The sequence below is a fragment of the Lentzea sp. NPDC020367 genome (assembly GCF_044387305.1).
Classification (GTDB): Bacteria; Actinomycetota; Actinomycetes; order Mycobacteriales; family Pseudonocardiaceae; genus Lentzea.
The window spans coordinates 1,110,885-1,124,486 of sequence record NZ_JBIRVV010000002.1; the positions used below are offsets into that span (position 1 = coordinate 1,110,885).

A 13,602-nucleotide genomic window follows, 5' to 3' on the forward strand; every position below is an offset into this window, starting at 1 on the left:
TCTCCTCGGTGGATCGGTGGGACCGGCGGACGGCCGATCAGTGGACCTCGAAGTCCTGGTCGATCAGTGCGAACAGCTCCTCGTCCGTGGCGGTGTCGAGACCCCCGTCGGTCACCGCGCCGCCCTGGTCACCGGTCTGCGGGTAGAGGCTGCCAAGCAGCACTTCCAATCGGGTTCTAAGAACCGTCAGGGTCGTTTCGCCCGGTCGTGCGCCGGCCAGACCGGCTTCGAGCTGCGCCAACGCGGTGAGCGCCGGGTCGGCCTCCACCGCGTCCCCGCTGCCCAGTTCCGCGAGGAGGAAGCCGGTGAGAACCACGGGGTTCGGGTAGTCGAAGATCAACGTCGCGGGCAGCCGGAGCTCCGTGGCCGCGGCCAGGTTGTTGCGCAGCTCGACCGCGCTGAGGGAGTCGAACCCGAAGTCGCTGAACGCCCGCTCGGGGTCGACCGCGTCGGCCGACGCGTGGCCCAGCACGGCCGCGACCTGCGTCCTGACCAGGTCGAGCAGCACGGTTTCCCGTTCCTCGGCGGGCACACCGGCCAGCAGCGCGTCCTCGCTGGGAACGGCCGCCGGGCGCCTCGTCGCGCGGATCAGGCCGCGGAACAGCGGAGGCACCGTGCCGCCGCCGATCCGCGTCCGCATCGCCGCGACGTCCAGCTCCATCGGGAGCAGGACCGGCTGCGCGGTGCTCAGCGCGGTGTCGAACAGGGCGAGCGCGTTCTTCGTGGCCAGCGCGCCAAAGCCGCCGCGGTTCATCCGCTTCCGGTCGACGTCGGTGAGTTCGCCGAGCAGCCCGCTCGACTGTTCCCACAGGCCCCACGCCAGCGACGTCGCCGGCAGACCCTGCGCGTGCCGGTGCCGGGCCAGCGCGTCCAGGAACGCGTTGGCGGCGGCGTAGTTGGCCTGGCCGGCGTTGCCGAGCGTGCTCGCGGCCGAGGAGAACAGCACGAACGCGGCGAGGTCGAGGTGCCGGGTCAGTTCGTGCAGGTGCCACGCCGCGTCCGCCTTGGGCCGCAGCACGGTCGCGAACCGTTCCGGCGTCAGCGATGCCAGCACGCCGTCGTCGAGCACGCCCGCGGTGTGCACGACCGCGGTCAGCGGGTGCTCGGCGGGAATCCCGTCCAGGAGTGCCTTCAGCGCCTCGCGATCGGCCGCGTCACATGCCACGACCGACGTCTTCGCGCCGAGAGCGTCCAGTTCGGACACCAGGTCTGCGATGCCCGGGGTGTTCTGACCGCGCCGGCCGGCCAGCACGAGGTGCCGGACACCGGTGGTGGCGAGGTGCCGGGCGAGCAGGCCGCCGAGCGTGCCGGTGCCACCGGTGATCAGCACGGTGCCGTCGGGGTTCCACGCCTTCGGCGTCTCCTCCCGCACGGCGACCCTGGCCAGCCGGGGCGCAAGAGCCTCGCCGCCGTGCAGCAGCACCTGCGGTTCGCCGCCTTCGAGGGCCGCGAGGATCTGCGCGCCGTCGGGTTCGCCGTCGAGGTCGAGGAGCGTGAACCGGCCGGGGTTCTCGGCCTGGGCGGTGCGCACCAGACCCCACACCGCCGCGGCGGCGACGTCGGTGACCTCCCGTTCGGCGCCGCGGGTGACGACGACCAGCCGGCCGTCGGTTCGGGTGAGCCAGTCCTGCACGGTCGCGAGCACGCCGGTGGTGACGCGGTGGACGTCGTCTGTGCCGTTGACCGGCAGGAACACGAGGTCCGGGGTCGGCTCCGGGAGATCGGCCAGGGTGTCGTAGGGCGTGGCGCCGACCGCGGCCGCCAGTGCGGGATCGCCGATGACCGCACGGGTGGTCGGGGTGGCGGTAGCAGTGGCGGCGGGCGCCCAGTCCACCTGGAACAGCGACCGGTGGTGTTCGCGCCGGGCCTCGATGCCGCTGGCGGAGATCGCCCGCAGCAGCAGGGAGTCCGCCGAGGCGACCGGCCTGCCCGCGCCGTCGGCCACGGTCAGGCTGATCGTGTCCGGTCCGACCGGTGCCAGCCGCACCCGCAGGCTCGCCGGGCCGGAGGTGCGCAGCGCGACCCCCGACCACGAGAACGGCAGGTGCCCCTGGCCCTTCGCGGAGACGAAGTCGCCGAGCCCGACCGCGTGCAGGGCGGCGTCGAGCAGCGCGGGGTGCAAACCGAACCGCCCGGCCGAATCCCGTTGCCCGTCCGGCAGCGCGACCTCGGCGAAGACGGCGCCGTCGAGCGACCAGGCCGCGCGCAGGCCCTGGAACGCGGGGCCGTAGCCGAACCCGTTGTCCTGCAGGCCGTCGTAGAGGCCGGTGACGTCGATGGCCGTCGCGCCTTCCGGTGGCCAGACCGCGAGACCCGGCATCGGGCCGGGCTCGTCCGGTGTGAGCGTGCCGGTGGCGTGCAGGCTCCACGACTCCTCGTCGCCGGTGGCGGAGTGCACGGTGATCGGCCGCTTGCCCGCGTCGTCGGCCGCGCCGACGGCGACCTGGATGCGGGCCGCACCCCGCGGCGGCAGGACCAGCGGTGCGGCGAGGGTCAGTTCCTCGATCGCCGCACAGCCGACCTCGTCGGCGGCGCGCAGTGCCAGTTCCACGAAAGCGGTGCCGGGCAGCAGCACGGTGTCCTGCACGGCGTGGTCCGCCAGCCAGGGGTGCGTCCGGACCGAGAGCGACCCGGTCAGCACGCAGCCGCCGGTGCCGGGCAGTTCGACCGCCGCGCCGAGCAACGGGTGCTCCGCCGCCGCCAGACCGGCGGCGGTCACGTCCACCGCCTGCGACGGCTCCACCCAGAACCGGTCCCGCCGGAACGCCTGCGTCGGGACCCCGACGCGCCGGCCGGCGACCGTGGTGGCCCAGTCGGGTGTGATGCCGCGAACGTGCAGCCGAGCCAGGGCGCCGATAGCAGTCCGAACCTCGTCGTGACCGTTGCGCAGCAACGGGATCGCCTCGTCGACCAGCGCCGACAGCACCGCGTCCGGGCCGAGTTCGACGAACGTCCGCACGCCCTGCTCCTGCGCCGCCGCGACCGCGTCGGCGAACCGGACGCCCTCGCGGACCTGCCGCACCCAGTACGCCACCGAGCCGTCGCCACCTCCCTCCACAGTGGACAGGAAGGGGATCACCGGCTCGGCGGGCGTGAGACCGTCGAGGGCCGCGGCGAACTCGGCCAGCATCGGTTCCATCAGCGCGGAGTGGAAGGCGTGGCTGGTGTTGAGCCGCTTGGTCTTCGCGAACCTGGCCGCGACCTCGGTGACCGCGTGTTCCTCCCCGGACAGCACGACGGCGTTCGGCCCGTTCACCGCCGCGAGCGAAACCCCGTCGGGCAACGGCAGAACGTCCTCTTCGGACGCCTGCACGGCGATCATCACGCCGCCCTCGGGAAGTGCCTGCATCAGCCGTCCGCGCGCGGACACCAGCGTGGCCGCGTCGCCGAGAGTGAGCATCCCGGCGACGTGCGCCGCCGCGATCTCCCCCACCGAATGACCGAGCACGAGGTCCGGTCGCACGCCCCACGACTCCAGCAGCCGGAACAACGCGACCTCGACCGCGAAGATCCCCTGCTGCGCGAACTCGGTGCCGTCCAGCTCCGGTGCGCCCTCGAAGACGATCTCGCGCACCCGCGGGTCCAGGTGGGCGCAGACCTCGTCGAACGCCTTGGCGTACACCGGGAACGTCTCGTACAGCTCCCGGCCCATCCCGGCGCGCTGGGAACCCTGACCGGTGAACAGGAACGCGACGCCACCGCTCACCGCCGTCCCCTGCACGAGCGAGCGGTGCGGCCGGCCTTCGGCGAGCGCGCCGAGGCCGTCCAGAAGCTCGTCGCGATCCGCCGCGAGCACCGCCGCCCGGTGTTCCAGGGCCGCCCGGCCGGTGGCCAGCGTGTGCGCGACGTCGACGGGGGCGAGGTGCTGGTCCATCCCGGCCTGGAGCTTCGCCGCCTGCGCCCGCAGTCCCTCGGCGTCGCGACCGGAGAGCACGAACGGCAGTACCGGCAACGGTTCCTCGCGCGGCGGTTCGGCGGCGACGGGTGGCTCTTCCAGGACGACGTGCGCGTTGGTGCCGCTCACGCCGAACGACGACACGCCCGCGCGGCGCGGGTGATCGGCCCGGGGCCAGTCCACGGTCTCGGTCAGCAGCGCGACATCGCCCGCAGCCCAGTCCACGTGCGGACTCGGCGTGTCGACGTGCAGGGTCTTGGGCAGCACGCCGTGGCGCATCGCCTCGACCATCTTGATCACGCCACCGACCCCCGCGGCGGCCTGCGTGTGACCGATGTTCGACTTCAGCGAGCCGAGCAGCAGCGGCCGTTCCCTGTCCTGCCCGTAGGTCGCGAGCACGGCCTGGGCCTCGATCGGGTCACCCAGCACCGTGCCGGTGCCGTGCGCCTCGACGACGTCCACATCGGACGGTGCCAGGCTCGCGTTCGCCAGCGCCTGGCGGATCACCCGTTGCTGCGAAGGCCCGTTCGGCGCGGTGAGGCCGTTGGACGCGCCGTCGGAGTTGACCGCGGAACCACGCACCACGGCGAGGATCTCGTGGCCGTTGCGCTGGGCGTCGGACAGGCGTTCCACCAGCAGCATCCCGGCGCCCTCCGACCAGCCGACGCCGTCGGCGGCCGCGGCGAACGACTTGCAGCGGCCGTCCGGCGCGAGCCCGCGCTGACGGCTGAACTCGATGAACCCGGCCGGGGTGGACATCACGGTCACGCCGCCCGCCAGTGCCATCGAGCACTCGCCGGAACGCAGCGCCTGTGCGGCCAGGTGCAGCGCCACCAGCGACGACGAACACGCGGTGTCCACGGTGAGCGCGGGCCCCTCGAAGCCGAGGCTGTAGGCGATCCGGCCGGAGATCACGCTGGACGCGGTGCCGGTGCCCACGTACCCCTCCGCCTCGGCGGGAATGGTGGCCAGCAACGAGCTGTAGTCCTGCGCCGAGGTCCCGGCGAACACGCCGACCTTCGCCCCGCGCAGGCCCGTCGGGTCGACCCCGGCGTGCTCGAACGCCTCCCAGGACGCCTCCAGCAACAGGCGTTGCTGCGGGTCCATGGCCAGCGCCTCGCGCGGCGAGATGCCGAAGAACCCGGCGTCGAAGTCGGTGGCGCCGGTGACGAACCCGCCCTCGATCGAGTACGTGGTGCCCGGCCTCGACAGGTCGGGGTCGAACACGGCGTCGACGTCCCAGCCGCGGTCGCCGGGGAACATCGAGATGGCGTCGGTGCCGGTGGACACCAGCCGCCAGAGGTCGCCCGGCGAGTTCACGCCACCCGGATACCGGCAGCTCATGCCGATGATGGCGATGGGTTCGTCGCTGGCGGTGACGGTTTCCACAGGCTTTGCAGCGTCCACTCCGGACAGTTCGGCGTCGAGGAACGCCGCCAGCGCCAGCGGGGTCGGGTGGTCGAAGACGAGCGTGGCGGGCAGTTCGCGGCCGACCGCGGTGGCGAGCAGGGTGCGCAGTTCGACGGCGGTGAGCGAGTCGAAGCCCAGTTCCTTGAACGGCCGGTCCGCGCGGACCTCGTCGGCGGTCTCGTGGTTGAGCACGACCGCGGCCTGCCCGCGGACCAGGTCGGTCAGCACGCGGATCCGTTCGCCGGCGGGGATTCCAGCGAGTCGCGCGCCCAGGCGGGTCGGCTCGGGCTTCGCGGCGGGCTCGACGAAACTGTTCGAACCTGTTGCCTCCAGCCAGAAACGGGTGCGCTGGAAGGGATAGGTCGGCAGGTCGACCCGGCGGGCCCCGCTGCCGGCGAAGTAGGCGGCCCAGTCGGGAGTGACGCCGCGCGTGTGCAGGCGGGCCAGCGCGGCGACGGCCGACCGCACCTCGGGCCGTCCGGCGCGCAGGACCGCGACGGCGGCGGCGCTGTCCGGCAGGCAGTCCTGGGCGAGCGCGCTCAGCACGCCGTCCGGTCCGAGTTCGAGGAACGTCCCGACGCCCTCGGTATGCAGCGCCGTGACGCCGTCGGCGAAGCGGACCGCCTCGCGGACGTGCCGGACCCAGTAGTCCGGGTCGGTGACGAGACCCGGTGTCGCGAGCGCGCCGGTCACGTTGGACACCAACGGGATCCGCGGCTCGGCGAAGCTGATCTGCTCGACGGCCGCGCGGAACCCGGCCAGCATCGGGTCCATCAGCGCCGAGTGGAACGCGTGGCTCGTGGTGAGCGCCTTGGTCTTGCCGAACGTGGCCGCGACCTCGGCGACCGCGTCCGCCTCACCGGACAGCACGACCGACCGCGGGCCGTTGACGGCGGCGATCGAGACACCGTCGCGCAGTTCGGCCCGCACCTCCTCCTCACTCGCGCGGACCGCGACCATCGCGCCCCCGGCCGGCAGCGCCTGCATCAGCCGCCCGCGTGCCGTGACGAGCAACTGCGCGTCTCCCAGCGAGAACACCCCGGCGACGTGCGCGGCGGCGATCTCCCCGATCGAGTGCCCGAGCAGGAAGTCCGGCCGCAGACCCCACGACTCCATCAGCCGGAACAGAGCGACCTCGACGGCGAACAGCGCGGGCTGGGCGAACTCGGTGCGGTCTAGGTCCGCACCACCGTTGAGGACCAGGTCCCGCACCCGCGGGTCGAAGCCCGCGCAGATCCCGTCGAAAGCCTTGGCGTACACGGGGAACGCCGCGTGCAGCTCGCGTCCCATCCCGGCACGCTGAGAACCCTGACCGGTGAACAGGAAGGCGATGTCGCCCGCCGCGACCGCGTCCCGCACGACCGACGGCGCCGGTTCTCCCACGGCGATCGCGCGCAATCCGGAGACTAGGTCGTCGCGGGTGTCGCCGAGCACGACCGCCCGTTCGGTGAAGGCGGCGCGATCGGTCGCCAGCGCCGCCGCCAGTGACACCGGATCCGCGTCGACGTCCAGCAGGCGCTCTGCCTGAGCGCGCAACGCGGCCTCGGTCCGTCCAGAAAGGACCCACGGCAGCACCGCGGGTCGTTCGCCGAGCTCCGGGACCTCCGCGTCCGGAGCCTGTTCCAGGACGACGTGCGTGTTGGTGCCGCTGACACCGAACGACGACACCCCGGCGCGACGAGGCTGACCGGTCGAAGGCCAGTCCACCGCCTCCGTCAGCAGCGAGACCGCGCCGGCCTGCCAGTCCACGTGCGGCGAAGGCGAGTCGACGTGCAACGTCTTCGGCAACCGACCGCGGCGCATCGCCTCGACCATCTTGATCACGCCACCGACTCCCGCGGCGGCCTGCGTGTGACCGATGTTCGACTTCAGCGAGCCCAGCCACAGCGGCCGTTCCCGGCCCTGCCCGTACGCCGCCAGCACCGCCTGCGCCTCGATGGGGTCGCCCAGGACCGTGCCCGTGCCGTGCGCCTCCACAGCGTCCACATCGGACGGAACGAGCCCGGCGTTCTCCAGCGCCGCCCGGATCACCCGTTGCTGCGCGGGCCCGTTCGGCGCGGACAACCCGCTGCTGGCGCCGTCCTGGTTGACGGCGGTGCCGCGAACCACCGCGAGCACGGGATGGCCGAGGCGCTGGGCGTCGGACAGCCGTTCCACCAGCAGCACCCCGACGCCCTCGGCCCACGCGGTGCCGTCGGCCGCGGCGGCGAACGACTTGCAACGGCCGTCCGGCGCGAGCCCGCGCTGACGGCTGAACTCGATGAACCCGGCCGGGGTCACGATCATCGTGACGCCGCCCGCCAGCGCCATCGTGGTCTCGCCGCGGCGCAGCGACTGCACGGCCAGGTGCAGCGCCACCAGCGAGGACGAGCAGGCCGTGTCGACGGTGATCGCCGGGCCCTCGAACCCGAAGGTGTAGGCCACCCGCCCGGAGGCGACGCTGCCCGCGTTGCCGCTGCCGAGGTAGCCCTCGACGATCTCCGGCACGGACGTCAGCCGCGCGGCGTAGTCCTGGTACATCACACCCGCGTAGACACCGATCCGGTGGCCGCGCACGGTCGCGGGGTCGATCCCGGCGTTCTCGAAGGCCTCCCAGGACGTCTCCAGCAGCAGCCGGTGCTGCGGGTCCATCGCGAGGGCCTCGCGGGGGCTGATGTCGAAGAAACCGGGATCGAAGTCGGCGGGAGCGGACATGAACCCGCCCTCCCGCACGTACGACCTGCCGGGCACGTCCGGGTCGGGGTCGTAGACGTCGTCGGCGGTCCAGCCGCGGTCGTCCGGGAAGTCGGAGATGGCGTCGGTGCCCTCGGCGACCAGCTGCCACAGCTCGGCGGGCGAGGTGACACCGCCGGGATAGCGGCAGCTCATCCCGACGATCGCGATCGGCTCGTGGTCGCGTTCCTCCAGCTCGTTCACCCGGCCGCGAGCCTCGCGCAGGTCCTTGGCGGCCTGCTTGAGGTAGTCGCGCAGCTTCTGTTCGTTCGACATGCGGTGGCTCCTGGGTTCGCGGTCGGGGTGGGTCACGGGATCCGCAGCTCGTCGAGAACGCCGAACAGCTCGTCATCCGAGGCCGTGTCGATGTCGTCGACTGCGGGCGTGTCGCTCCACCGCGACAAGAAGTCCTTCAGGCGCAACGTGATCGCTGCGCGGGCGGTGTCGTCGCCGGCGAACGGCGACAGCAGGTTCTCAAGGCGGCCGAGCTCGGCCAATGCGGGGGCGAACGCCGGTGTGCCGTCCGTGCCGAACCGCTCGGCGAGGAACGCCGCGAGCGCGGTCGCCGTCGGGTGGTCGAACACCAGCGTCGCGGGCAGCCGCAGGCCGGTGGCGGTCTGCAGGCGGTTGCGCAGCTCGACCGCGGTCAGCGAGTCGAAGCCCAGGTCGAGGAAGCCGCGGCCGGGTTCGATCACGCCGGGACCCGCGTGCCCGAGCACCGCGGCGGCCTGGGCGCGCACCAGGGTCAGCAGCACCCGGTCCCGCTCGTCCGGCGTGAGACCGGCCAGCTGGCGGCGCAGCGAGGCGTCACCACCGGCCGCGCTCCTGCGGACCGGCGTGCGGACGAGGCCGCGCAGCAACGGCGGTACGACCTGGTCGGCACGCGGACGCAGCGCGGCCGGGTCGAGCTGGACCGGGACCAGCACCGGCTCCCCCGTCGCGACGGCGAGGTCGAACGCCGCCAGGCCGTCCTCGGCGGTGAACGCCCGCGATCCGGTGCGGCGCAACCGGTCCTGACCTGCGCGGCCGAGAGTGCCGGTCAGCTCGCTCGTGTCGGCCCACAGCCCCCAGGCGAGGGACTGCGCGGGCAACCCCGCGGCCCGGCGCCGACGGGCCAGCGCGTCCAGACAGGCGTTCGCGGCGGCGTAGTTGCCCTGGCCGGGCGTACCGAAAGTGCCTGCCGCAGAGGAGAACAGGACGAACGACGACAGCTCTCGATCGCGCGTCAGCTCGTCCAGGTGCAGTGCCGCGTCGACCTTCGCGCGCAGCACGGCGTCGATCCGTTCCGGCGTCAGGGTTTCCACGACGCCGTCGTCGAGCGCGCCCGCCGTGTGGATCACGGCGGACAGGTCCTGCACGGCGGCGAGGACCTCGGCGAGCCGGGCGCGGTCGGCGACGTCGCACGCCATCACCGTCACCTCGGCACCCAGCCCGGTCAGGCCGGACACGACCTCCGCGGCACCGGGAGCGGCATATCCGCGACGGCTCACCAGCACCAACCGGCGGGCACCCTGACGAGCGAGGTGCCCGGCGACGAGCCGGCCGAGCGTCCCAGTACCGCCGGTGATCAGCACGCTGCCGTCGAACGCCTTCGGCTCGGCGGGCTCGGCGGCCACCGGGGCCAGGCGCGGCACCCAGATCTGTCCACTTCGGACGGACAGCTGGTCTTCGCTGATCGGCAGCGGGGGAATCGAGTCGTCCGGGTGCTCCAGGTCGATCAACACGAACCGGTCGGGGTGCTCCGCCTGAGCCGAACGCACGAGACCCCAGGCGGCCGCGGCGGCGACGTCGCCGCCCGTCGCACCCGACGTCACGAACGCGATCCGGCGGTCCTCGGACAGCGAAGCCTGAATCGTTGCCAGCACCGCGCCGAGCACCTCGCGGACGTCACCTGCCGCGACCGGCACGAACTCGGCGTCCAACGGCTCGGCCGGTCCGGTGGCGGGCACCCAGTCGACGCGGAACAGCGGACCGGACCGCCTCGCCGTCCGCACCTGACCCGGTACGACCGGACGCGACACGAGCGCGTCGACCGCCGCGACCGGCGCACCCGAGGAGTCGGCGACCTCGACGCTCAGCGTCTCCTCGCCCGACCGCACGAGCCGCACCCGCAACGCCGTCGCTCCGGCCGCGTGCAGACGCACCCCGGTCCACGAGAACGGCAACCGCCCGGTGCCCTCGGTGTTCAGCGATCCGAGTGCGATGGCGTGCAATGCCGCATCGAGCAGCGCCGGATGCACGCCGTACCGCGCGGCCTCGCCGTGCTGGTCCCGTGGCAGCGCGACCTCGGCGAAGACCTCGTCGCCACGCCGCCACACCGCTCGCAGGCCCTGGAACACCGGCCCGTAGCCGAATCCGCGCTCCGCCGCGCGCCCGTAGACGTCGTCGAGCGGCACCGGTTCGGCGTCCGACGGCGGCCACACGACGAGTCCGGCCGCTGGGCCGGAATCCCCGGGCGCGGCGAACCCGGCCGCGTGCCGCGTCCACTCGGCGAGCGGGTCGTCCTCGGGACGCGAGTGCAGTGCGATGGCCCGGCGGCCGTCCTCACCCGCGGCACCAACGGTGAGGTGGATCTGCACCGCGACGTCACGGGGCAGCACGAGCGGCGCTTCCAGGGCGAGTTCTTCCACCTCGGCGCACCCGGCTTCGGCCGCGCCGTGCAGCGCGAGCTCGACGAACGCCGTGCCGACCAGCAGCACGGTGCCGTAGACGGTGTGCTCGGCCAGCCACGGGTGCGAACGCGCGGAAAGCCTTCCGGTGAACAGGAACCCGCCGTCGTCCGGCAGTTCGACGGCCGCCCCGAGGAGCGGGTGACCTGCCGCGGCGAGGCCCGCGGAGCCGAGATCGGCGACAGCGGTCGTCGCCGGCAGCCAGTAGTGCTCGCCCTCGAACGGGTAGGTCGGCAGCGGCACGACGTTCGCACCGTCGAACGCGACAGACCAGTCCACGGCAACACCACGCACGAACGCTTCGGCGACCGAGCGCAGCAACCGCTCCGCACCGCCCTCGTCACGCCGCAGCGAACCGACGGAGACGACGTCGACTTCTCCCGCCGTCTCCTGCACGGCGGTCGTCAGCACCGCGTGCGGGCTGCACTCGACGAACACGCGGTGACCGTCGGCCAGCAGGGCACGCGTCGCCTGCTCGAACTCGACGGTCTGGCGCAGGTTGCAGTACCAGTACCCGGCGTCGAGCTGGCTGGTGTCCGCGGGACGGCCGGTGACGGTGGAGTAGAACGGCAGCTCCCCCGCTCGCGGCCGCACTGGCTCCAGGACCTCGAGGAGCCGTTCTTCGATGGCCTCGACCTGCCCGGAGTGCGAGGCGTAGTCCACCGGGACGCGGCGGGCGCGGATGCCGTCGGCCGCACAGCCGGCGAGCAGGTCGTCCAGGGCCTCCGGAGTGCCGGAGACGACCGAGGAGGCGGCACCGTTGGCGGCGGCGAGCGACAGCCCGGTGCCGGCGATGCGCTCGTTCACGACCGAGGCCGGCGCGGCGACGGAGACCATGCCCCCCGCACCGGCCAGGCTCGCCAGCTCACGGCTGCGCATGGCGACCACCCGTGCCGCGTCCTCCAGCGACAACGCGCCGGCGACGCAGGCGGCCGCGATCTCGCCCTGGCTGTGGCCGATGACCGCGGCGGGTTCGACCCCGTGGGCCCGCCACACCGCGGCCAGCGACACCATCACGGCCCACAGCGCGGGCTGCACGACGTCCACGCGCCGCAACGCGATCTCGTCGGACAGCACGTCGAGCAGGTTCCAGTCCACAAAGGACTTCAGGGCGTCCGCGCACTCGCGCATCCTGGCCGCGAACACCGGAGAGGAGCCGAGAAGTTCCTCGCCCATCCCGGTCCACTGCGAGCCCTGGCCGGGGAAGACGAAGACGACACCACCGGTGGCGGACGGCACGCCCTCGACGACCGCCGGGTCCGGCTCGCCCGCGGCCAGCGCGGTGAGGCCGCGCCGCAGTTCGTCCTGGGTACCGAACACGACCGCGCGCTGGTCCAGCACGCTCCTGGTGGTGGCGAGGGAGAAACCGATGTCGGCCGGGTCCGCGTCGAGCACGGCCAGTTGCCCGGCCCTGGCGCGCAGGGCGGACGAGGTCCTGGCGGACAGCACCCACGGCACCACGCTGGTGCCGCGCGCCGTGCCGATCTCGTTGTGCCGCGGGGCTTCTTCCAGGATCACGTGTGCGTTCGTGCCGCTCACCCCGAACGACGACACGCCTGCTCGCCGCGGTCGATCGGAGGCGGGCCACGGCCGGGCCTCGGTCAGCAGTTCGACCTCGCCCGACGACCAGTCGATGTGCGGCGACGGCGCGTCGACGTGCAGCGTCTTGGGCAGCTCGTGGTGGCGAAGCGCCTCGACCATCTTGAGGATGCCCGCGACGCCGGACGCCGCCTGCGCGTGCCCGATGTTCGACTTGACCGAGCCGAGCCACAGCGGAGCGCCCGCCCTGGCCTGCCCGTAGGTCGCGAGCAGCGCCTGGGCCTCGATGGGGTCGCCGAGCTCGGTGCCGGTGCCGTGCGCCTCGACGACGTCGACCTCGGCCGGGGTGAGCCGGGCGTCCGCGAGCGCCCGGCGGATCACCCGTCGTTGCGCGGGACCGCTCGGCGCGGACAGGCCGTTGGACGCGCCGTCCTGGTTGATGGCGGAGCCGCGGATCACCGCGAGCACCCTGCGGCCCTTCGCGACCGCGTCCGACAACCGTTCCAGCAGAACGACTCCCGCGCCCTCGGCCAGACCCATGCCGTCGGCCGCGTTCGCGAACGCCTTGCAGCGCCCGTCCGCGGCGACCCCGCGCTGGCGGCTGAACTCGATCAGCACGGCCGGGGTCGACATCACGGTCACCCCGCCCGCGAGCGCCGCCGTGCACTCGCCGCGCCGCAGCGCCTGCACCGCGAGGTGCACGGCCACCAGCGACGACGAACACGCGGTGTCGACGGTGACGGCAGGCCCTTCCAGGCCGAGCGTGTAGGCGATCCGTCCGGAAAGGACACTGCCGGCCTTGCCGGTCACGAGGTGGCCCTCGACGCCCTCGGGCGCGGACTGCATCGGACCGCCGTAGTCGGAGAACCCGCCGCCGACGAACACGCCGGCCGCCTCGCCGCGCATCGACAGCGGGTCGATGCCCGCGTTCTCGAAGGCCTCCCAGGCGATCTCCAGCAACAGCCGCTGCTGCGGGTCCATCGCGAGGGCCTCGCGCGGGCTGATGGAGAAGAAGCCCGCGTCGAACTTCGCCGCGTCGCGGTAGAAACCACCGCCGCTCGCGTAGGTGGTGCCCTGGCTGTCCGGGTCCGGGTCGTAGAGCGTCTCGACGTCCCAGCCGCGCTCGGCGGGGAACTCGCCCACGGCGTCGCCGCCCTCGGCGACCAGCCGCCACAGCTCGGCCGACGACCGGACCCCGCCGGGATAGCGGCACCCGGTGCCGACGACGGCGATCGGTTCGTGCGCCCGGTCTTCGAGGTCGGCGAGCCGCTTGCGGGTGTCGCGCAGGTCCGTGGTGGCGAAGCGCAGGTAGTCCCGCAACTTCTCGACGTTCTGCGCTTCGGGGGTGGACATGGTGGTGCTCCTTGGTGCGGGAGA

At 73.3% G+C, this 13,602-nt stretch carries 2 protein-coding genes; both read right to left on the bottom strand.

Annotated elements, in window-relative coordinates:
* Positions 1–37 precede the first annotated feature (37 nt).
* On the bottom strand, positions 38–8,293 hold the full coding sequence (locus ACH413_RS11695) for a type I polyketide synthase (protein WP_360031059.1): 8,256 nt from the start codon (positions 8,291–8,293) through the stop codon (positions 38–40).
* 32 nt (positions 8,294–8,325) lie between these two features.
* Positions 8,326–13,578, bottom strand: a complete 5,253-nt coding sequence (locus ACH413_RS11700; RefSeq protein WP_360031060.1) for an SDR family NAD(P)-dependent oxidoreductase — start codon at positions 13,576–13,578, stop codon at positions 8,326–8,328.
* Positions 13,579–13,602 lie beyond the last annotated feature (24 nt).

Bases quoted from the DNA above. Each gene is read 5' to 3' on its own strand.
- ACH413_RS11695 (WP_360031059.1), bottom strand. From the start codon at position 8,293: ATGTCGAACGAACAGAAGCTGCGCGACTACCTCAAGCAGGCCGCCAAG.
- ACH413_RS11700 (WP_360031060.1), bottom strand. From the start codon at position 13,578: ATGTCCACCCCCGAAGCGCAGAACGTCGAGAAGTTGCGGGACTACCTG.